This is a genomic window from Pseudomonas sp. A34-9, assembly GCF_029543085.1.
Taxonomy (GTDB): Bacteria; Pseudomonadota; Gammaproteobacteria; order Pseudomonadales; family Pseudomonadaceae; genus Aquipseudomonas.
This window is the reverse complement of the sequence record NZ_CP119967.1, coordinates 6,192,298-6,213,982: the sequence shown is the minus strand read 5'-3', so window position 1 is coordinate 6,213,982 and position 21,685 is coordinate 6,192,298. Positions and strand designations below refer to the sequence as shown.

Here is a 21,685-nt window from a genome sequence, read left to right as displayed (position 1 = left end):
TTCGAATCCCCAAGGAGACCACTCCATGAGCCTCAATATCTTCTGGTTCCTGCCCACCCACGGCGACGGCCATTACCTTGGCACCGCCGAAGGCGCTCGCGCCGTTGATCACGGTTATCTGCAACAAGTCGCGCAAGCGGCGGATCGTCTGGGCTTCGGCGGTGTGCTGATTCCTACCGGCCGCTCTTGCGAAGACTCGTGGCTGGTGGCGGCGTCGCTGATCCCGGTGACCCAGCGTCTGAAGTTCCTTGTCGCCCTGCGCCCCGGGATCATTTCCCCGACGGTGGCAGCGCGTCAGGCTGCGACGCTGGATCGTCTGTCCGGCGGCCGTGCACTGTTCAATCTGGTGACCGGCGGTGACCCGGAAGAGTTGGCCGGCGACGGTCTGTTCCTCAGCCACGAAGAACGCTATCAGGCCTCGGTGGAATTCACCCGCATCTGGCGCCGTGTGCTGGAAGGCGAAACCGTCGATTACGACGGCCAGCACATCAGCGTGAAGGGCGCGAAGCTGCTTTATCCGCCAATCCAGCAACCGCGTCCGCCGCTGTACTTCGGTGGCTCGTCGGAAGCCGCGCAGGACTTGGCCGCTGAACAAGTGGAAATGGTCCTGACTTGGGGCGAACCCCCGGCCGCCGTGGCCGAGAAGATCGAACAAGTGCGGGCCAAAGCCGCCAAGCTTGGCCGCACCGTGCGCTTCGGTATTCGTCTGCACGTGATCGTCCGCGAAACCAATGCTGAAGCCTGGCAAGCGGCAGATCGGCTCATCTCGCACCTGGACGACGACACCATCGCTCGCGCTCAAGCGTCGCTGGCGCGCTTCGATTCGGTCGGCCAACAACGCATGGCCGCCCTGCACGGCGGTAGCCGTGACAACCTCGAGGTCAGCCCGAACCTGTGGGCCGGTGTTGGTCTGGTGCGCGGCGGTGCCGGTACGGCGCTGGTCGGCGATGGCCCGACCGTGGCCGCTCGCGTGAAGGAATACGCCGATCTGGGCATCGACACCTTCATCTTCTCTGGTTATCCACACCTCGAAGAGTCGTATCGCGTCGCCGAACTGCTGTTCCCGCACCTCGACATCGAGCGTCCGGAACTGCCGAAAAGCGCCGGGTATGTCAGCCCGTTCGGCGAGATGGTCGCCAACGACATTCTTCCCAAAGCCGCGTCGCAGAGCTGAGGCGCGCCATGAAGAAATTTATCCACAGCCTCGCGCCCTGGGCGTTGCCGGTGTTGCTGCTGGCGGTGTGGCAGTTGTCGGTGTCGGCCGGTTGGTTGTCGACGCGGATTCTGCCGGCACCGGTGGCGGTGATCGAGGCCGGCGTCAGTCTGGTGCGCAGCGGCGAGATCTGGACGCATCTGGCGATCAGCGGCTGGCGCGCGGCACTCGGTTTCACCATCGGCGGCAGCATCGGTCTGGTCTTGGGCTTCATCACCGGCCTGTCGAAATGGGGCGAACGCCTGCTCGACAGCTCGGTGCAGATGATCCGCAACGTGCCGCATCTGGCGCTGATTCCGCTGGTGATCCTGTGGTTCGGCATCGATGAGTCGGCGAAGATTTTTCTGGTGGCGCTGGGCACGTTATTCCCGATCTACCTCAACACCTATCACGGCATCCGCAACGTCGATCCGGCGCTGGTGGAGATGGCACGCAGTTATGGCTTGAGCGGGTTCAGCCTGTTCTGGCAGGTGATTCTGCCGGGTGCGTTGCCTTCGATTCTGGTTGGTGTGCGCTTCGCCCTGGGCTTTATGTGGTTGACGCTGATCGTCGCCGAAACCATCTCGGCCAGCTCGGGCATCGGCTATCTGGCGATGAACGCCCGTGAGTTCTTGCAGACCGACGTGGTGGTGCTGGCGATCCTGCTTTACGCGGTGCTCGGCAAACTCGCCGACCTCGCCGCTCGAGGACTTGAGCGGGTGTGGTTGCGCTGGCATCCGGCCTATCAGGTTGCCAAGGGAGGTGCGGCATGACCGCTCAACAACCTCCACGTCTGCTGCGCGGCATTCCGCTGGCAGTGCGCAACCTGCAGAAAACCTTCGGCGCACGGCAGGTGCTGCGTGACATTGATCTGCACATTCCGGCGGGGCAATTCGTCGCTGTGGTCGGGCGCAGTGGTTGCGGCAAAAGTACCTTGCTACGCCTGCTCGCGGGGCTTGATCAACCGACTGGCGGTGAACTGTTCGCAGGCTCTGCGCCACTCAGTGAGGCACGCGAAGACACCCGGTTGATGTTCCAGGAAGCACGGCTGCTGCCGTGGAAAAAGATCATCGACAACGTCGGCCTGGGCCTTAAAGGCAACTGGCGTCCCAAGGCACTCGAAGCGCTGGACGCGGTGGGTCTGGCGGATCGTGCCAATGAGTGGCCGGCAGCGTTATCTGGCGGGCAGAAGCAGCGCGTTGCACTGGCTCGGGCGCTGATCCACCAACCGCGTCTGCTGTTGCTCGACGAACCGCTCGGCGCACTGGACGCGCTGACCCGCATTGAAATGCAGCAACTGATCGAACGTCTCTGGCAGCAACACGGCTTCACCGTGCTGCTGGTGACCCACGACGTCAGCGAAGCGGTGGCGATTGCCGATCGGGTGATTCTGATCGAGGACGGCGAAGTCGGCCTCGACCTGCATGTGGAACTGCCGCGGCCGCGAGTGCGTGGTTCGCACAGGCTGGCCGCGCTGGAAACCGAAGTGCTTAACCGTGTTCTCTCCCTGCCCGGCGAACCGCCGGCGCCGGAACCTGTTTCACCACTGCCTACGCAACTGCGTTGGGCTCAATAACTCAAGCAAACGACAGGAATCATTGCCATGACTATCAAAGCCATCAACGTCCGTAACCAGTTCAAAGGCTCGATCAAGGAAATCGTCCTCGGTGACGTGCTGTCGGAAATCGACGTGCAGACCGCTTCCGGCATCGTGACTTCGGTGATCACCACCCGCTCGGTCAAGGAGCTGGAACTGGTGGTCGGCAGCGAAGTGATCGCCTTTGTGAAATCCACCGAGGTGTCGATCGCCAAGTTGTAAGCCAGTGAGTAAAAAACAACCCCGAAGGGCGTGAGCCCTTCGGGGTTTTTTCATGGATTGAGAGCAGTGTGATCGTTCCCACGCTCCGCGTGGGAATGCCTCCAGGGACGCTCCGCGTCCAGTGACGCATAGCGTCACGGGCTGCATTCCCACGCAGAGCGTGGGAACGATCATGTCTCAACGCTTGGGCAGGTAAGGCGGCAGGTACAACCCGATATAGGCATCAAACACCCGCATCCCTTCCTCGGCCATGCGCGGCGTGATCTGCCCGTGCTGCTGCACTGACCGCGCATACACGCGGTCACCCAGCTCCATCGCCAGGGCAAACACATCGACATCCTCCGGCAACCTCGGCAACTCGAAGTGATGATCGAACAGCTTGTGCATCAGATCGCCCAGTTCGATGTCGTGCTGACGGTCAGCCTGGGTCACTTCGGTCAAACCATGCTGAGCAAGGATCAACTGACGCGCCGCCGCGTCTTCGTCATAGATCTCCAGCATTCGTTGCTCCACCAGTCGCGACAGATCCCGCCAGTCACGCAGGGCATCGTGATCGATCGGCGCTTGCAGGCAGGCGCGGAATGCGGCGTGCACATCCGCCGTCAGTGCCTCAAGCAGCGCCGGTACGCTGGCGAAGAAGTGGTACACGGAGGAAGGCGGGATCTGCGCACGCTCGGCGACACTGTAGATCGACAGACTGGCCACACCCTCGGCAGCCAGCAAGGTGCGCGCGGCGTCGAGTATCGAGTCGATGCGCGCCTGACTGCGGGCGCGGGGTTTGCGGACGGGGGCGGGTCGCGTCATGGAAGTCTCCTGCGGGGCAGCGGGCATTGTACGAGCCGGGTTCCGTGTTGTCTGCCAGTACGCCTTCGTCGGAACGCCGCCCGGAGCAAGCTCGCTCCCACAGGGGATTTCCAGTGAGATGAAATTTTTGTACACAGGAGATCTCCCTGTGGGAGGGAGCTTGCTCCCGAACCGCCGAAGGCGGCCATTATTCGCAATTGTTCGGGCCATAAAAAAACGCCGTTGGCTGCGAGAGCCGACGGCGTTCCTTTTGGCGCTACAACCGTTTAAACGGTATGCAGATACCAGTTGTACTCAAGGTCGGAGATGGAGTGTTCGAACTCCTCCAGCTCGCTTTCCTTGCAGGCGACGAAGATATCGATGTACTTCGGATCGATGTACTTGGCCATCACCTCGCTGTCGTCCAGCTCGCGCAGAGCATCGCGCAAGTTGTTCGGCAGGCTTTGTTCGTTCTGCTCGTAGCTGTTGCCTTCAACAGGCGCGCCCGGCTCGATCTTGTTGGTCAGACCGTGGTGCACGCCGGCCAGTACCGAAGCCATCAGCAGGTACGGGTTGGCGTCGGCACCGGCCACGCGGTGTTCGATACGTACGGCATCGGACGAGCCGGTCGGTACGCGAATCGCCACGGTGCGGTTGTCCAGGCCCCAGCAAGGCGAGTTCGGTACGTAGAACTGCGCGCCGAAACGACGGTACGAGTTGACGTTCGGGCAGAGGAAAGCCATCTGCGCGGGCAGGGTCTCGAGCACACCGCCGATCGCGTGACGCAGCGCGGCGTTCTGCTCGGGATCCTCGCTGGCAAAAATGTTTTTGCCTTCTTTATCCAGAATCGAAATGTGTACGTGCAGACCATTGCCAGCCTGGCCCGGGTACGGCTTGGCCATGAAGGTGGTGTCCATTTCATGGTCGTAGGCGATGTTCTTGATCAGACGCTTGAGCAGTACCGCGTAGTCGCACGCCTTGATCGGGTCAGCGACGTGGTGCAGGTTCACTTCGAACTGCGCCGGGGCACTTTCCTTGACGATGGCGTCGGCCGGGATGCCTTGCTCTTTGGCACCTTCCAGAATGTCCTGGAGGCAGTCGACGTATTCGTCGAGGTCGTCGATCAGGTAGACCTGCGTCGAGTGCGGGCGTTTGCCGGAGATCGGCGAGCGTGGCGGCTGCGGACGGCCGTTCACGTTTTCCTGGTCGATCAGGTAGAACTCGAGTTCGAATGCGGCGCAGATGGTCAGGCCCAGCTCGTCAAACTTTGCAACAACTTGACGGAGCACTTCGCGCGGATCGGCGAAGAATGGGTCACCTTCGAGTTCGTGCATGGTCATCAACAGTTGCGCGGTCGGGCGCTTCTGCCATGGCTCGTTGCACAGGGTATCGGGGATTGGATAGCAGATACGATCGGCATCGCCGATGTCCAGGCCCAGGCCGGTGCTTTCCACCGTAGAGCCGTTGATATCCAGAGCAAATAGAGAGGCCGGCAGGTTGATGCCTTTCTCGTAAACCTTGTGGAGGCTGGTGCGTTCAATGCGCTTGCCGCGCACCACACCATTCATATCCGCAATCAGAAGGTCAACGTACAGAACCTCAGGATGTTCCTTAAGGAACGCGTTCGCTTCGTTGAGCTGAACGGCACGCGGGGGTACCGACATGATGCAACACCTTTGTTGTTAAAAATATCAATCATTGATCTTTTCTGGTTTCAGTCAACCCGAACGGCCTGCCGAAGTCAAGCGAGGCCTTTTTTGCCCTAAAAAAGCGCTGTGAGGGCATTTATGGGGCACTTTTGGGCGGTTTTTTGTCCTTGGGGCAGTTGGCACCCGCGGGCTTGAGCAGGCCGTGTTGTATTTTTTACGGGGGTGTTGTGTAAAAAAATGAACAAGGCTAAGCTCGGATCAAACCCATAACAGCAATAATACCGGGGTGCTTCATGTCTCGCCTGCCGTTAATCGGCATCACTGACTGCTCGCAACAGTCCGGTCTGCATGCTCATCACATCAGTGGCGACAAATCCGTCGATAGCGCAGCCAGCAAGGCTCGCCGCTTGCCGACGATGTTCCCGTCCATGACCGTTCAAGCGTCAGCGTCCGATATTCTGGACGTACGGGAAAGCACCCTGTTTATGGCGTCCCCCTCCAATATAGATCGCTTTCACCCTCAAAGCCTGTGCCGCTTGCCAAGTCGTGCTCATGATTCTGCACGCCTTGAATGTGCACAGGAAATGCAACGCCAGCGTAAAGGGCAGGTAAGCTCCTCTTTCATTGTCTATGCGCGGTGCCAGGCATAAGCCGGCACTGCGCGAGCAAGCCCCCTTTAACGCGACGCCCCGGCGTCAAACTTTGCCTGACACCACGTCAGGAGACTCAGCCCAGAGGCATTTATGAGTAACAACCTCGACCAGCTCACCGATTGGTTGAAAGACCACAAGATCACAGAAGTCGAATGCATGATCGCCGACTTGACCGGTATCACCCGGGGCAAGATTTCGCCGACCAACAAGTTCATCGCCGAAAAAGGCATGCGCCTGCCAGAAAGCGTGCTGTTGCAGACCGTGACCGGCGACTACGTCGAAGACGACATCTATTACGAACTGCTCGACCCGGCCGACATCGACATGATCTGCCGCCCCGACCAGAACGCCGTGTACATGGTGCCATGGGCCATCGAGCCGACCGCGCAGGTGATCCACGACACCTACGACAAGCAAGGCAACCCGATCGAGCTGTCGCCGCGCAACGTCCTCAAGAAAGTCCTCAAACTCTATGCCGACAAGGGCTGGCAGCCGATCGTGGCGCCTGAAATGGAGTTTTACCTGACCAAGCGCAGCGACGACCCCGACTATCCGTTGCAGCCGCCGATTGGTCGCTCGGGCCGTCCGGAAATCGGTCGTCAGTCGTTCTCCATTGAAGCGGCGAACGAATTCGACCCGCTGTTCGAAGACGTCTACGACTGGTGCGAACTGCAGGAACTGGACCTCGACACGCTGATCCATGAAGACGGCACGGCGCAGATGGAGATCAACTTCCGTCACGGCGACGCGCTGTCGCTGGCCGACCAGATTCTGGTGTTCAAACGCACCATGCGCGAAGCCGCGCTCAAGCACGACGTGGCAGCCACCTTTATGGCCAAGCCGATGACCGGCGAACCGGGCAGTGCGATGCACTTGCACCAGAGCATCATCGACATCGAAACCGGCAAGAACGTCTTCTCCAATGAAGACGGGACCATGAGCCAGCTGTTCCTGCACCACATCGGTGGTTTGCAGAAGCTGATCCCGGAATTGCTGCCGCTGTTCGCCCCTAACGTCAACTCGTTCCGCCGCTTCCTGCCGGACACCTCCGCGCCAGTAAACGTCGAGTGGGGCGAGGAAAACCGTACCGTGGGTCTGCGTGTACCGGATGCCGGTCCGCAGAACCGCCGCGTGGAAAACCGCCTGCCGGGCGCTGACGCCAACCCGTACCTGGCGATTGCCGCGAGCCTGCTCTGCGGTTACATCGGCATGGTCGAAGGCCTCAACCCGAGCGCACCGGTGGTCGGTCGTGGTTACGAGCGCCGCAACCTGCGCTTGCCGCTGACCATCGAAGATGCGCTGGAGCGTATGGAAAACAGCGCGACCATCGAGAAGTACCTGGGCAAAACCTTCATCACTGGCTACGTCGCGGTAAAACGGGCCGAGCATGAAAACTTCAAGCGCGTGATCAGTTCCTGGGAGCGTGAATACCTGCTCTTCGCCGTCTGATACGCCGGGCGCGGTCCTCACCGGCCGCGCCTTCACCGATAACAAGGAGAATTGGCATGACCAGCAACAACCCGCAAACCCGCGAGTGGCAAGCACTCAGCAATGAGCACCACCTGGCCCCGTTCAGCGACTTCAAGCAGTTGAAAGAGAAAGGCCCGCGGATCATCACCAACGCCAAGGGTGTTTACCTGTGGGACAGCGAAGGCAACAAGATCCTCGACGGCATGGCCGGTCTGTGGTGCGTGGCCATCGGTTACGGTCGCGATGAACTGGCCGACGCCGCCGCCAAACAGATGCGCGAACTGCCGTACTACAACCTGTTCTTCCAGACCGCGCACCCGCCGGCACTGGAGCTGGCCAAGGCAATCGCCGACGTCGCACCGCAAGGCATGAACCACGTGTTCTTCACCGGTTCCGGCTCCGAAGGCAACGACACCATGCTGCGCATGGTTCGCCACTACTGGGCGATCAAGGGCCAGCCGAACAAGAAAGTCATCATCAGCCGCAAGAACGGTTATCACGGTTCCACTGTGGCCGGCGCGAGCCTCGGCGGCATGACTTACATGCACGAACAAGGCGACTTGCCGATTCCGGGCATCGTCCACATCGCGCAGCCGTACTGGTTTGCCGAGGGTGGCGACATGTCCCCGGAAGAGTTCGGCATCTGGGCGGCCAATCAGCTGGAAGAGAAGATTCTCGAAGTCGGCGTCGACAACGTCGGTGCCTTTATTGCCGAGCCGATCCAGGGCGCTGGCGGCGTGATCATTCCGCCCGACACCTACTGGCCGCGCATCAAGGAAATCCTCGCCAAGTACGACATCCTGTTCGTCGCGGACGAAGTGATTTGCGGTTTCGGCCGTACCGGTGAGTGGTTCGGCAGCGATTTCTACGACCTCAAGCCGGACATGATGACCATCGCCAAAGGCCTGACTTCCGGCTACATCCCGATGGGTGGCCTGATCGTTCGCGACTCGGTGGTGGCAGTACTCAACGAGGGCGGCGATTTCAACCACGGCTTCACCTACTCCGGTCACCCGGTGGCGGCAGCGGTGGGCCTGGAAAACATCCGCATCCTGCGCGATGAAAAAATTATCGAGAACGCGCACAACGAAACGGCACCGTATTTGCAGAAACGTCTGCGGGAACTGAACGATCACCCATTGGTGGGTGAAGTTCGCGGCGTCGGTCTGTTGGGCGCAATCGAGCTGGTGCAGGACAAGGCCACGCGCAAGCGTTACGAAGGCAAGGGCGTCGGCATGATTTGCCGTCAGTTCTGCTTCGACAACGGCCTGATCATGCGCGCTGTGGGCGACACCATGATCATCGCGCCGCCGCTGGTGATCAGCAAAGCCGAGATCGATGAGCTGGTGACCAAGGCACGCAAGTGTCTGGACCTGACCCTCAGTGCGCTGCAGGGCTAAGTGCTAGGCTCTGAGCGGGGGAGCCGCGGCGCTCTCGCTCAAAGCTGTCAGAAAGGCTGGTCTTTTCTTGAAAGACCGCCTCGGATCTTGCCAGACTAGCCGCGGTTCCAGTTGTCCGGGTTCGGCCGCTGAACAAAGTGGTTCAAAAAAGAAAAATTTGGAGCATGACGCATGAAGGCATTAGGTAAAAAGCTTGCTGGCAAGACACTTCTCGCGCTGTCCGTGGCGGGCATGATGGCGGGTGCGGTTCACGCGGACGACAAAGTGCTGCACGTCTACAACTGGTCCGACTACATTGCGCCAGACACCATCGCCAACTTCGAGAAAGAGTCGGGGATCAAGGTCGTCTACGACGTATTCGACAGTAACGAGACCCTGGAAGCCAAACTGCTCGCGGGCAAGTCCGGCTACGATGTGGTCGTACCGTCGAACAACTTCCTGGCCAAGCAGATCAAGGCTGGCGTTTACCAGGAGCTGGACCAGTCCAAGCTGCCTAACTGGAAGAACCTCAACCAGGACCTGCTCAAGGCCGTGTCGGTCAGCGATCCGGGCAACAAGCACGCCTTCCCGTACATGTGGGGCTCGATCGGCATCGGCTACAACCCGGAGAAGGTCAAGGCTGCGCTGGGCGTCGACACGATCGACTCGTGGGATGTGCTGCTCAAGCCTGAGAACATCGCCAAGCTCAAGGGTTGCGGTGTGAGCTTCCTCGATTCGCCGACCGAAATGCTCCCGGTCGCGCTGCACTACCTGGGCCTGCCAACCGACAGCCAGAAGAAAGAAGACATCAAGAAAGCCGAGGAACTGTTCCTCAAGATTCGTCCTTCGATCACCTACTTCCACTCCTCCAAGTACATCTCGGACCTGGCCAACGGCAACATCTGCGTAGCGGTCGGCTACTCGGGTGACGTGCAGCAGGCCAAGTCGCGTGCCGCCGAGGCCGGTGACAAGGTGAAAGTCAGCTACGCCATTCCGAAAGAAGGCGCGGGCAGCTTCTTCGACATGGTCGCCATCCCTAAAGATGCCGAAAACGTTGAAGGCGCCTACAAGTTCATGACCTTCCTGCAGAAGCCTGAAGTCATGGCCGGCATCACCAACGCTGTACGTTTCCCGAACGGTAACGCTGCGGCAACGCCACTGGTGGAAAAAGACATCACCAGTGATCCAGGCATCTACCCGCCAGCCGACGTGCAGGCCAAGTTGTATGCCATCGCCGACTTGCCGGCGGCGACCCAGCGTGAAATGACGCGCAGCTGGACCAAGATCAAATCCGGTAAATAAACCGGTTTGAAGCAACAACCGCTGGCCGTCATTCCCCGCGAGGGCGGCCAGCGGATTAATTAAATGACAGAAAGTTTTGCTGGAACGGTTTTTCGAGGGTAAGTTGCGCGCCGGTTTTGTTGCCGGGCAGCCACGGCTGTCATGCAGCGCGGGGCAACTTGGGCCCAACTAATTTAGAGGACCTCCACTTGCCTATTTTTTCTTCTTTGCGCAAAGCCCTGCTGGCCACTGCCGGCCTGACGATTGCTGTCGGAGCCCAGGCCGCCGGTACGGTGCATATTTATAACTGGTCCGATTACATCGGCGAGACCACCCTGGCCGACTTCCAGAAAGCCACCGGGATCAAGCCGGTCTACGACGTCTTCGACTCCAACGAAACCCTGGAAGGCAAGCTGCTGGCCGGGCGTACCGGTTACGACGTGGTTGTGCCGTCGAACCACTTCCTTGGCAAACAGATCAAGGCCGGCGCGTTCCAGAAGCTCGACAAGGCGCAGTTGCCCAATTATTCCAATCTCGACCCGGCGCTGCTCAAGCGTTTGGAGCAGAACGATCCGGGCAACCTGTACGCCGTGCCGTACCTGTGGGGCACCAACGGCATCGGCTACAACGTCGACAAAGTGAAGGCCGTGCTCGGTGTCGACAAGATCGATTCGTGGGGCGTGCTGTTCGAGCCGGAGAACATCAAGAAGCTGCAAAGCTGCGGCGTGGCGTTCCTCGATTCGGCGGATGAAATGATGCCGACCGTGCTCAACTATCTGGGCCTGAATGCCAACAGCACCAATCCCAAGGACTACGAAAAGGCCACCGACAAATTGCTCGCGGTGCGTCCTTACGTGACCTACTTCCATTCCTCGAAATACATCGGTGATCTGGCCAACGGCGACATCTGCGTGGCGATCGGCTTCTCCGGCGACATCTTCCAGGCGAAGCACCGCGCCGAGGAAGCCAAGAAGGGCGTGAACATCGCCTACGCGGTGCCGAAAGAGGGCGGCGCCCTGTGGTTTGACATGCTGGCAATCCCCAAGGATTCGTCGAACGTGAAGGAGGCCCATGCCTTCATCAACTATCTGCTGAAACCTGAGGTGATCGCTCAGGTCAGTGATTACGTCGGTTACGCCAACCCCAACCCGGGGTCGGACAAGCTGATGGAACAATCCATCCGTACCGATGCATCGGTTTATCCACCGCAGGCCGTGATCGACAAGGCTTACGTGTCGATCGAGTTGCCACCGAACATTCAACGTCTGATGACCCGCAGCTGGACCAAGGTCAAGTCGGGTATGTAAGGCACACACTATCCAGGGTTCGCCTGCGTGGGCGAACTGCACTGTTTTTTTCTGGGAGTTTCGTAAATGGCAGTTGCCTCCGGCGCCTATAAGAAAGCCCTCGAGGGCGACCAGACACCTAAGCAGGTGTTGGTCAAAATCGACCGGGTCACGAAGAAGTTCGACGAGACGATTGCCGTGGACGATGTGTCCCTGGAAATCAAAAAGGGCGAGATCTTCGCCCTGCTCGGCGGTTCGGGATCGGGCAAATCCACTCTGCTGCGGATGCTGGCAGGGTTCGAACGGCCCACGGAGGGGCGCATTTTCCTCGACGGCGTCGACATCACCGACATGCCGCCGTACGAGCGACCGATCAACATGATGTTCCAGTCGTACGCCTTGTTCCCACACATGACCGTGGCGCAGAACATCGCCTTCGGCCTGCAGCAGGACAAGATTCCCAAGGCTGAGGTCGATGCCCGTGTGGCCGAGATGCTCAAGCTGGTGCAGATGAGCCAGTACGCCAAGCGCAAGCCGCATCAACTGTCGGGCGGTCAGCGTCAGCGTGTGGCGCTGGCACGTTCGCTGGCCAAGCGGCCGAAGCTGCTGTTGCTCGATGAGCCGATGGGCGCACTGGACAAGAAACTGCGTTCGCAGATGCAGCTGGAACTGGTAGAAATCATCGAGCGCGTCGGCGTGACCTGCGTGATGGTGACCCACGACCAGGAAGAGGCCATGACCATGGCCGAGCGCATCGCGATCATGCACCTGGGCTGGATCGCCCAGATCGGCAGCCCGATCGACATCTACGAAACCCCGACCAGCCGCCTGGTCTGCGAATTCATCGGTAACGTGAACATCTTCGAAGGCGAAGTGATCGACGACGCCGAAGGCCACGCGACCATTACCTGCAAAGACCTTGACCGGCAGATCTACGTCGGCCACGGCATCAGCACGTCGGTGCAGGACAAATCGGTGACTTACGCGATTCGTCCGGAGAAGCTGCTGGTCACCGCCGACCAGCCGACCTGCGAATACAACTGGTCGAGCGGCAAGGTCCACGACATCGCTTACCTCGGCGGCCACTCGGTGTTCTACGTTGAACTGCCGAGCGGCAAACTGGTGCAGTCGTTCGTGGCCAACGCCGAACGTCGTGGCGCGCGCCCGACCTGGGGCGATCAGGTCTACGTGTGGTGGGAAGACGACAGCGGCGTGGTACTTCGCTCATGAACATGCGCAAATTCAAACGCCGCATCAACCGAATAATCCCCAATGGCCGGCAGTTGGTCATCGGGGTCCCGTTCATCTGGCTGTTCCTGTTCTTCATGCTGCCGTTCTTCATCGTTTTGAAGATCAGCTTCGCCGAAGCCGACGTGGCCATCCCGCCGTACACCGAGATCTACACGTACGCCGAGCAGAAGCTGCAACTGCTGCTGAACCTGGGCAACTACGCGATGCTGGCGGGCGACGAGTTGTACATCGCCGCTTACCTCGGCTCGTTGAAGATGGCGTTTTTCAGCACGTTGTTGTGCCTGTTGATTGGTTACCCGATGGCCTACGCCATCGCCACCGCCCGTAAAGAGCTGCAAACGGTGCTGGTGCTGCTGATCATGATGCCGACCTGGACGGCGATCCTGATCCGCGTTTACGCGTGGATGGGCATCCTCAGCAACAACGGTTTGCTCAACGGTTTCCTGATGAGCATGGGCTTTATCGATGAGCCGCTGCAGATCCTCAACACTAACCTTGCGGTGTACATCGGTGTCGTTTACTCGTACCTGCCGTTCATGATCTTGCCGCTGTACGCCAACCTGGTGAAGCACGATCAAAGCCTGCTGGAAGCAGCCTCCGACCTCGGTTCGAGCACCTTCAACAGCTTCTGGAAAATCACTATTCCACTGTCCAAGAACGGGATCATTGCCGGCTGCATGCTGGTGTTCATCCCGGTGGTCGGCGAGTTCGTGATCCCGGAACTGCTCGGCGGTCCGGAAACCCTGATGATCGGTAAAGTGCTCTGGCAAGAGTTCTTCAACAACCGTGACTGGCCGGTGGCGTCCGCGCTGGCGGTGGTGATGCTGGCGATCCTGATTGTGCCGATCATTCTGTTCAACCGCAGTCAGGCCAAGGAAATGGAGGGTAAAGAATGAAGCGCTTCCGTTTCTCCAGCCTGATGCTGGTTCTGGGTTTGTTGTTCATCTACCTGCCGATGTTGATCCTGGTGATCTACTCGTTCAACGCCTCGAAACTGGTGACGGTGTGGGGCGGCTGGTCGATCAAGTGGTACGTCGGCCTGCTCGATAACACGCAACTGATGGGCTCGGTGCTGCGCTCGCTGGAAATTGCCTGCTACACCGCGGTTGCCGCGGTGGCGCTGGGCACGCTGGCGGCATTCGTGCTGACCCGCATCACCCGCTTCAAGGGCCGCACGCTGTTCGGCGGTCTGGTGACGGCGCCGTTGGTGATGCCGGAAGTGATCACCGGTCTGTCGCTGTTGCTGCTGTTCGTGGCCATGGCGCAGATGATCGGCTGGCCGCAGGAACGTGGCATCGTCACCATCTGGATCGCCCACACCACATTCTGTGCGGCGTATGTGGCGGTGGTGGTGTCGGCGCGTCTGCGTGAGCTCGACCTGTCGATCGAAGAGGCGGCGATGGACCTCGGTGCACGGCCGTGGAAGGTGTTCTTTCTGATCACCATCCCGATGATCGCGCCATCGCTGGCGGCGGGCGGCATGATGTCGTTCGCGCTGTCGCTGGATGACCTGGTACTGGCAAGCTTCGTCTCCGGGCCGGGTTCGACGACCCTGCCGATGGAAGTGTTCTCGGCGGTGCGCCTGGGCGTGAAGCCTGAGATCAACGCCGTAGCGAGTCTGATACTGCTGGCCGTATCGATCGTGACCTTCATGGTCTGGTTCTTCAGCCGCCGTGCCGAAGAAGCCCGCAAGAAAGCCATCCAGCAAGCCATCGAAGAAAGCGCAGCCGATTCGTGGAAGCAGCCGGACGTGCGTCGCGCGCCGGCGCCGGAAGCGGCGTAAGCCAATGGGGTTGGCCCCGTTCTGAAGGCCAACCCCATTCAAAATGTAGGAGTGAGCCTGCTCGCGATAGCGGTGTGTCAGATGAAAACTTCCTGGCTGACACACCGCTATCGCGAGCAGGCTCACTCCTACAATGGGTTTTATGCAGTCCAGGGAGAATTGCGGATGACTTCAACGAAGTTCATCGGCTTGAACCCCGGCTCCTGATCCACCAGCACATCGGTCTTCACGTTGCCGAACGTGGTCTGCGGACGATGGCGCAAACCATCGGCAAACGCGCAGATGATGCATTCCTTGAAACCTTCTCCACGCGGGTGCGCATGCACCACCGCTTCGCGCTGCACGGTGCTGAACGCCGCATAGTCCATGCCCAGCACGTCCATTTCTACGCCAGCGGTGACCAGCGCTACGGTCGGGCGCAGATGCTTCGGTACGCCCGGCGTGGTGTGCAGGGCGATCGATAGCCAGACTTGCTCGATGTCGTCATCGCTCAACCCGTACGGTTTGAGAAACGCTGCCGCGGCGTTCGCCCCATCCACCTCGAAACGCTCGTCATCACTGCGATGACCTTCGACCAGACCGAGGTCGTGGAACATCGCGCCGACGTAGAGCAGTTCCGGATCGTAAGCCAGTTGTTGGCGTTCACCGCTCAGTGCGCCGAACAAAAATACCCGGCGTGAATGGTGGTAGAGCAGGTCGGATTCGATGTCGCGGATGTAGTCGGTGGTAGCGCGGGCGAGGGCGCTGTCGGGAATTTTGATGCCGGCAATGGTCGTGCTCATGGGAGGTTTCCTCACTGAAACGCCGTCGTGGCGCTGATGGGGAAAGTCTGTTCCCGACGCTGAAAGCGAACAATCGACACATGGCTGCGATCCTTGCCAATCCACCTGCAAATCGTGCCAAGCTGAAAGATCGCAGCCTGCGGCAGCTCCTACCGTCGTGCACATTCTCTGCAGGAGCTGCCGCAGGCTGCGATCTTTTGCTCTTGAAGGGGAAGCCACAGCCATGACCAAAACCGTCGCCATCGTCGTGTTCGCAGGCGTGCAGTCGCTGGACGTCAGCGGCCCGCTGGATGTGTTCGCCGAGGCCAACCGCTTCCTGCCGCCTGAAGATCACTATCGGCTCGAAGTGATCGGCGTCGAACACGGGCCGATGGCCTGTTCCAACGGTTTGCACCTGAATGCCCATAGGCATTTCAGCGAAGCCCTCGACGCCTATGACCTGCTGCTGGTCGCCGGTGGGCCGCAATTGCCGTTCATGGATTTCGGCGCGACGTTCGACGGTTGGCTGCGTGCAGCCTGCGCACGGGCGCAGCGTTTCGGTTCGATCTGCAACGGCGCGTTCATGCTCGCGCGGGCCGGACTGCTGGAGGGGCGTACCGTCACCACGCACTGGAACGATGCCGAGGCGTTGGCGCAGTTGTGTCCGACGACACGGGTCGAAGCGGATCGTCTGTATGTCGAGGACGGCGCGCTCTACACCTCGGCGGGGGTCACGGCGGGGATTGATCTGGCGTTGTATCTGCTGGCCCGTGATCACGGTGCTGAATTGGCGTTGAGCGTGGCCAAACGCTTGGTGGTGTTTACTCAGCGTTCCGGTGGGCAGTCGCAGTTCAGCCCGTTCCTCACGCCGCACGCGGAGCCGACGTCGGCGGTGGCGATGGTGCAGTTGTATGTATTGGCCAATCTGACGGGCGACCTGACCATTGCCGATCTGGCCAATGCGGCGAACATGAGTGCGCGTAACTTCTCTCGGGTGTTTGCTCGGGAAGCGAAGGTCACGCCGGCGGAATTCGTCGAGCGGGCGCGGGTGGATGCGGCGCGGGTGATGCTGGAAAGCACGGCGGCGCCGTTGAAGACTGTGGCGTATCAGTGTGGGTTTCGTGATGCGCAGCATATGCGCAGTGTGTTTAACCGGAGGTTGGGGGTTACGCCGCAGCAGTTTCGGCTGAATTTTGCGGTGATGCTGTGACCCTCATCGGAACGCCGCCCGCCCAGCCCTCTCCCAGAGGGAGAGGGGGCCGATTCGGGGATATTGGTGAGATACGCCGACCTGAGTGAGCGGTTGTGAATCCATAATCGACACCGTTCTTTCAGGTCGATGTATGACAAAAGACACCTCGGTCAGTCCCCTCTCCCTCTGGGAGAGGGTTAGGGTGAGGGGCTTTCAAGGTGCTCGCGCAGGCAACAGCTTCAACGTACTGCGCGTATTCGCCGTCACCTCTTCCTCGCTGAAATGCGCCTGCACATACATCCCGTCGACATACGCCTCAGCCTGATCGTCATAGTGGCTGTCGAACGGCACGCCGCTCTGACCGACCGGGTTGATCGTCAGGCCATGCGCCGGATCAGCAAAATCCACCAGGCGTCGCGTCGACGGCCCGTACGTCACCGGCCACGGCGCCGGACCGATCCTCGCCGAGAGGTTGTTCGGCACTTCATGACTGCCCGGCGCCGCAAACGGCCCGACGTTGAAAATCCGCTCCAGCGGCTTCTGTTGCCCCAGCGGATGACCATGAGTCAGCGTGTGCGCCGCGCCCCATTTCCACTCGGCAGTATTCTCGCCGAGGGTCAGCTTCAGGTGCTGCATGCTTGCCTGCCACGCTGCGCGGACGATATCGGCGCGGGTCTCTTTGTTCGGTGTGTTGCGGTTATCCCACCAAGGTGAATCGGCGTTCGCCGCCAGCTTCGGCAGCGCCGCATCGATCACCCGTGTCGACAGCAAGGTCTCGAAGAAATCATTGCCCAACTCATCACGCATCGCCGCGTCGGCAAGGTCGTAGAGGAACTGGTTGAACACCGTCGCACTGACCGAATCCAGCGGGTAGTCGCCTGGCCACTGCGCCAGTTGCTCGACCAGTTTCAGTTGCGCCGGATCGCTGACCACCTCACGCAACACCGGCAGCAACGGTGAGAGCAAACGCGGGCCATAACCGGTCGCCGTGCCCAATTGCAGTTTCTGATTGGCTTCGTTGGTCCACTTCACGTTCTTGTCGCTGAGCTGGCGATTGAGTTGCTGCCCGCGATCGGCAAGGTTGTAGTAACCGGGAATCTCCATGCCGGTCGGCGACAGCGGCTGGAAGTTGGCCGAAACGATATAGCCGCGCGCCGGGTTCTCTTCCTGCGGGTTGGCGCTGAACGGGTAGTAACCGTCCTTGTCGGCCTGATTGCTGCTGCCGTCGAGAATGAATTCCGGCCTCACCCCGGCCGGGCGCTTGGGCAGCAAGGCCGAGGCCCACCAGGCGATGTCACCCTTGGCGTTGGCGTAAACCAGATTCAGTCCCGGAGCTTGCACCTTGGCTGCCGCCGCGCGGGCCTTGGTCAGGGTGTCGGCGCGGTTGAGCTGATAGAAACCTTCGAGGATCGGGTTCGGCGTTTCGAGAAAGGCCCACCACATCGCGATCGGTGTCTTGCCGGCAGCGGTGCCGAGCGCATCGTTGACGATCGGGCCGTGGGGCGATTGGCGCAGGGTGAGGGTCGCCGGCGTCTGGCCTTTCACATTGATTTGCTGCTCGGTAACGACCATGTCGGTCCACTGGCCGCGATACCAGACCTGATTCGGGTTTTGCGGGTTTACCTTCTCGGCGATCAGGTCCAGATCGTCGTTCTGGAACATGGTCAGGCTCCAGCCGAAATCCAGGTTGTGCCCCAGAAACGCAAACGGCACCAGCGCCTGATGATGGCCGTACAACTCGAAGCCTGGCGCCGACAGTTGCGCCTCGTACCACACCGACGGCACCGAGAAGCGAATGTGCGGATCACCCGCCAGCAGAGGCTTGCCGCTCTGGCTGCGACTGCCGGCAATCACCCAGGCATTGCTGCCTTCGAACTGCGGCAGACCGTTGTCGATCAGCGCCTGTTCGCTGAGGCGGGCGAGGACGTTGAGGTCTTTCCAGTCGCCGGCGGCGAGGGTTGGCGTCGATTTGCCGTGATCCTTGGCGAGGACGCCTTTGGGCTGCCAGTCGAGGTCGAAGACGTTGAGGTAATCGGCACCCAGTTGATCGCGCACATAAGTCAGCAGCGGCTCGGTACGAAACGCCGCCGCGAAGCTATAGGCCATGTAGCCAGCGACACTGATGCTGTCTTCTGCCGTGAACGGCCGCTTGGGGATGCCCAGCACGTCAAACTCGGTCGGTGCGGCGTGGCTGTCCTGATACTGGTTGATGCCATCCAGATAGGCTTGCAGGCCCTTCCACGCCGGCGACTGTTTATCGAGACTGGCCACATAACTGGCGGCACGCTCACGAATGCGCAGGCTGCGAAACAGTTTGTCGGTGTCGAGCAGCTTCGGCCCGAGCACTTCAGCCAGTTCGCCCCGGGCGAGGCGGCGCATGGCTTCCATCTGGAACAGCCGATCCTGGGCATGCACATAACCGAGGGCGCGGTAGAGGTCGGTTTCGTTCTCGGCGCGAATGTGCGGCACGCCGCGTTCGTCGTAGCGCACGGTGACCGACCCTTGCAGGTTACGCAGTTCGACCTGGCCCTGGCGCGTGGGTTGTTTGCTGTAGACATACCCGCCGACGCCGACGAGCAGAACAACGATGAGCAAGCCAAGTACGGTGAACACGCGCTTCATGGTGACTCCTTGTGCATGCGGGATTGCCGCCCGTCGGGCTGCAAACAATTAGCACAGACCTTCTGTGCCGTGCAGCGCTGTCCTTGAAAAGTCCGGAATGCCTTACTGCGCCTCCACCGGCCACGGGCAGTAACATCCGACCGCCAGGGTGTGCGTGGCATTGACCGGGCGATCTTCCGTCAGGGCATTCAAAATCGGTTCGATAAAGCTGTTGCTGGAATTGCAGGTCAGGCCTTCGCTGTACGGGCCGAAGTACGCGAGTTTGCCGCTGCGATCCCAGATCGCCACGGCCGGACTGGCGGGTACCTGTTCGGAGCCGGGCAATATCGTGATGGTTTTCAGGCTACTGAGGGTAGCGGGCAACTGGCCGTGGCTGCCGGTTCTCTGCACGGCGAAGAACTCGACGCCCTTGTCGCTGAACTGCTCGACCATCTCGGTCAGGTGCTGTTGGTTGCCGACGTTGCACGGGCAGGCCGGGTCCCAGAAGTGCACCAGGCGAATCTTGCCGGGGCCGGCGAGGTTATCCGGCAAGCGCAGCGGATCACCGGAAAACAGCGCCGTGTGTTCGCTGAACGCACGCAGATAACGCCCCTGAAACCAGTCGTACGCCGCCCACAGCACCCCGGCGCAAATCAGCGCGAGCAGGCTGGCAAACAGTGCGGTGCGGTAGGGCGAACGCATGGTTTTCGATCCTCGAAAGGTCGGCTAGCTTGCCATGCTTGCCGCGACAGATGAATATCGCAGGCCGATAAAGTCTGTTTACCGCTTTGGAATTGCCTCATGTCTGCCACTTTCGATCCCGATCATTTACGCGCCAGCCTCAAGCCACTGGCCGCGTGGCAGCCGTTGTCGGAGGAGGCCAAGGCCTATCAACGCTTCTACCAGACCGATTTTCCCCATCGTGATGTCTGGCGTGGCATGGGCCGTTTCGAGGTCGATGGCTATGAGCTGGTCAGCCACTGCTGGTGGCCGGAGAAGGTCAAGGCGACGCTGTTTCTGCTGCACGGTTACTACGATCACACCGGGCTGTATCGGCATGTGATCGAGTGGGCGCTGGATCAGGACTTTGCGGTGATCGCCTGCGACTTGCCGGGCCATGGTCTGTCGAGCGGCCCGCGCGCGAGCATCCGCGATTTCTCTGAATACCAGGATGTCCTGCAAGCGTTGTTCGTCGAGGCGCAGTCGATCGCGCTGCCGCAGCCGTGGCATCTGTGCGGGCAGAGCACCGGCGGGGCGATTGTCGTCGATCATCTGCTCAACCATGGTGACAATAGTCCGGCACAGGGCCAGGTGATTTTGATGGCGCCGCTGGTGCGACCACGGGCGTGGGGCTGGTCGCAACTGAGCTATTACCTGCTGAGGCCTTTTGTCAGAGGGGTTGCACGACGCTTCAGCGAGAACTCCAACGATCCCGATTTCCTGCCGTTTCTTCAGGCCGATCCGTTGCAGCCACGACGCTTGCCGACGAAATGGGTAGGGGCGTTGTCGCGCTGGATCATCCGCGTCGAGCACGCGAAAAAAAGTCCGCGCCGGCCGCTGATCATTCAGGGGCAGGCGGACATGACGGTGGACTGGCAGCACAATCTGCAGGTGTTGAAGTGGAAGTTCGATCGGCCGCAGATCTTGCTGCTGGCCGAGGCGCGGCATCATCTGGCGAATGAGACGGCGGAGATGCGTGAGGAGTATTTCGAGTTTCTGAGCAAGCGCATCAGGGGGCGGAATCTGTAGCGTCTGTGAGGGCCCTATCGCGAGCAGGCTCACTCCTGCATTTGGAATGCTTACCCCTGTAGGAGTGAGCCTGCTCGCGATAGCGGTCTAAGAGACAACGAAGATCATTGCCCGACCGCCAACCCCGCCCGAATCGCCGCCAACGCCGCCTGGTAATACGCCTTGCCCTCAGTCGACTCGGCAAACGTCGCAAACTCTTCCAGCTCTTCATCCGACAGATCGCGATAGACATAGAGCAGCGTATTGTTCATGTCCGCGCCAATCTGATCCATCAAGCGCTGACGCTGACCATTGAGCATGCCTTGCGCCTGACCCCCACCGAGCAGCCCCGGGATCATCGAGCTCAAACTGTCCGCCGCGACGCCGGCGATCGCCAGGCTCACTTCGGCGCCCGCTTCACGCGCCGGCAAGGCCTGGGCGAGGTGGCCAATGATCAGCAGACGGCTGTCGCTGGCCTGCATCTTTGGCAAGCCCTTGGCATTTTTTGCCAGTTGATCGCGGCGGGTCGCCAGCAATTCGGCGGCGACGATTTTCTTGCCCAGTGGTGACTGGAAGAAGGACAGGGCCGGTTTCGGATCGGCGAGGTTCTTTCGCAGTTGCGCCTCGGCACGTTGATCCACGGCCTGCGGGGCGAAGCGCTGGTTGCTGTTATTCACCAGCGCCTGAAACACGGCGGGCGGCAGGCTGTTCTGGTAGCGCTGCTGCGCGGCACTCAGGGCGTCATTGAAATGCGCACGTTGATCTGGCCAGCCGGCGACCTTGTATAACTGATCGTGGCCGTCCGCCCAGGCGGGCAAAACGCAGAACATCAACAGTGAAAAAAGCAAACGGCGCAT

General features: G+C 60.4%; 20 protein-coding genes. 14 read left to right on the top strand and 6 right to left on the bottom strand.

From position 1 onward, the window contains the following. Nucleotides 1–25 precede the first annotated feature (25 nt). From ssuD to P3G59_RS27930, 4 genes are read left to right on the top strand one after another with little or no spacing between them, the layout of a single operon-like run. A complete protein-coding gene (gene ssuD / locus P3G59_RS27945) occupies nt 26–1,174 on the top strand; it encodes an FMNH2-dependent alkanesulfonate monooxygenase (protein ID WP_007939251.1) in 1,149 nt (382 codons plus the stop codon). 8 nt (nt 1,175–1,182) lie between these two features. Beyond that, complete coding sequence (ssuC, locus tag P3G59_RS27940) at nt 1,183–1,965, top strand: aliphatic sulfonate ABC transporter permease SsuC (RefSeq protein WP_011336451.1); 783 nt, start codon at nt 1,183–1,185, stop codon at nt 1,963–1,965. Then, nucleotides 1,962–2,768: an aliphatic sulfonates ABC transporter ATP-binding protein gene (gene ssuB / locus P3G59_RS27935; RefSeq protein WP_277759756.1), complete on the top strand. Its 807-nt coding sequence runs from the start codon at nt 1,962–1,964 to the stop codon at nt 2,766–2,768. Before ssuC ends, ssuB begins: the two co-directional genes overlap by 4 nt. Before the next feature lie 27 nt (nt 2,769–2,795). Continuing rightward, on the top strand, nt 2,796–3,011 hold the full coding sequence (locus tag P3G59_RS27930; RefSeq protein ID WP_003229256.1) for a TOBE domain-containing protein: 216 nt from the start codon (nt 2,796–2,798) through the stop codon (nt 3,009–3,011). A gap of 177 nt (nt 3,012–3,188) precedes the next feature. On the opposite strand, the gene P3G59_RS27925 is transcribed toward P3G59_RS27930, so the two are convergent. Both P3G59_RS27925 and P3G59_RS27920 read right to left on the bottom strand, forming a co-directional pair. Next, nucleotides 3,189–3,815: a TetR/AcrR family transcriptional regulator gene (locus P3G59_RS27925; RefSeq protein WP_007913840.1), complete on the bottom strand. Its 627-nt coding sequence runs from the start codon at nt 3,813–3,815 to the stop codon at nt 3,189–3,191. A gap of 266 nt (nt 3,816–4,081) precedes the next feature. Then, entirely contained in the window at nt 4,082–5,458 is a 1,377-nt protein-coding gene (locus P3G59_RS27920) for a glutamine synthetase family protein (protein ID WP_007913842.1), read from the bottom strand. A 278-nt stretch (nt 5,459–5,736) separates the two neighbouring features. Between P3G59_RS27920 and P3G59_RS27915 the strand changes: the two genes are divergently transcribed. The 8 genes from P3G59_RS27915 (at nt 5,737) to P3G59_RS27880 (ending at nt 14,546) form a co-directional block, all read left to right on the top strand. Beyond that, nucleotides 5,737–6,093 (top strand): glutamine amidotransferase, encoded by a 357-nt coding sequence (locus tag P3G59_RS27915; protein WP_277759755.1) that lies wholly within the window; start codon nt 5,737–5,739, stop codon nt 6,091–6,093. Nucleotides 6,094–6,186: 93 nt separating this feature from the next. Continuing rightward, a complete protein-coding gene (locus tag P3G59_RS27910; protein WP_007913846.1) occupies nt 6,187–7,545 on the top strand; it encodes a glutamine synthetase family protein in 1,359 nt (452 codons plus the stop codon). 56 nt (nt 7,546–7,601) lie between these two features. Next, nucleotides 7,602–8,966 (top strand): aspartate aminotransferase family protein, encoded by a 1,365-nt coding sequence (locus P3G59_RS27905; RefSeq protein ID WP_277759754.1) that lies wholly within the window; start codon nt 7,602–7,604, stop codon nt 8,964–8,966. A gap of 171 nt (nt 8,967–9,137) precedes the next feature. Continuing rightward, nucleotides 9,138–10,247 carry a polyamine ABC transporter substrate-binding protein gene (locus P3G59_RS27900; protein ID WP_166221641.1) on the top strand — a complete coding sequence of 370 codons (1,110 nt, stop codon included), beginning with the start codon at nt 9,138–9,140 and terminating at the stop codon, nt 10,245–10,247. Between the two features lie 188 nt (nt 10,248–10,435). After that, nucleotides 10,436–11,533 (top strand): polyamine ABC transporter substrate-binding protein, encoded by a 1,098-nt coding sequence (locus P3G59_RS27895; RefSeq protein WP_277759753.1) that lies wholly within the window; start codon nt 10,436–10,438, stop codon nt 11,531–11,533. A 66-nt stretch (nt 11,534–11,599) separates the two neighbouring features. After that, a complete protein-coding gene (gene potA, locus P3G59_RS27890; RefSeq protein WP_034151965.1) occupies nt 11,600–12,742 on the top strand; it encodes a polyamine ABC transporter ATP-binding protein in 1,143 nt (380 codons plus the stop codon). Nucleotides 12,743–12,777: 35 nt separating this feature from the next. Beyond that, entirely contained in the window at nt 12,778–13,659 is an 882-nt protein-coding gene (locus P3G59_RS27885; RefSeq protein WP_277762207.1) for an ABC transporter permease subunit, read from the top strand. Next, a complete protein-coding gene (locus tag P3G59_RS27880; protein ID WP_093429780.1) occupies nt 13,656–14,546 on the top strand; it encodes an ABC transporter permease subunit in 891 nt (296 codons plus the stop codon). Before P3G59_RS27885 ends, P3G59_RS27880 begins: the two co-directional genes overlap by 4 nt. Before the next feature lie 140 nt (nt 14,547–14,686). Here P3G59_RS27880 and P3G59_RS27875 read toward each other — a convergent pair whose 3' ends face one another. Then, the gene (locus P3G59_RS27875) at nt 14,687–15,328 is read right to left on the bottom strand and encodes an HD domain-containing protein (RefSeq protein ID WP_277759752.1); all 642 of its coding nucleotides are present in this window, start codon (nt 15,326–15,328) and stop codon (nt 14,687–14,689) included. A gap of 223 nt (nt 15,329–15,551) precedes the next feature. On the opposite strand from P3G59_RS27875, the gene P3G59_RS27870 reads away from it, so the two are divergent. Beyond that, nucleotides 15,552–16,517, top strand: coding sequence for a GlxA family transcriptional regulator (locus P3G59_RS27870; protein ID WP_277759751.1), 966 nt, complete (start codon nt 15,552–15,554; stop codon nt 16,515–16,517). Between the two features lie 195 nt (nt 16,518–16,712). Here P3G59_RS27870 and P3G59_RS27865 read toward each other — a convergent pair whose 3' ends face one another. Continuing rightward, nucleotides 16,713–19,121, bottom strand: coding sequence for a penicillin acylase family protein (locus P3G59_RS27865; protein WP_277759750.1), 2,409 nt, complete (start codon nt 19,119–19,121; stop codon nt 16,713–16,715). Nucleotides 19,122–19,223: 102 nt separating this feature from the next. After that, nucleotides 19,224–19,802, bottom strand: a complete 579-nt coding sequence (locus P3G59_RS27860) for a DUF6436 domain-containing protein (protein ID WP_277759749.1) — start codon at nt 19,800–19,802, stop codon at nt 19,224–19,226. Between the two features lie 99 nt (nt 19,803–19,901). Here P3G59_RS27860 and P3G59_RS27855 point away from each other — a divergent pair, with 99 nt between their 5' ends. Continuing rightward, on the top strand, nt 19,902–20,849 hold the full coding sequence (locus P3G59_RS27855) for an alpha/beta hydrolase (RefSeq protein ID WP_277759748.1): 948 nt from the start codon (nt 19,902–19,904) through the stop codon (nt 20,847–20,849). Nucleotides 20,850–20,953: 104 nt separating this feature from the next. Here the strand turns inward: P3G59_RS27855 and P3G59_RS27850 are convergent, their stop codons facing one another. Then, nucleotides 20,954–21,685 carry a DUF2059 domain-containing protein gene (locus P3G59_RS27850; protein ID WP_277759747.1) on the bottom strand — a complete coding sequence of 244 codons (732 nt, stop codon included), beginning with the start codon at nt 21,683–21,685 and terminating at the stop codon, nt 20,954–20,956.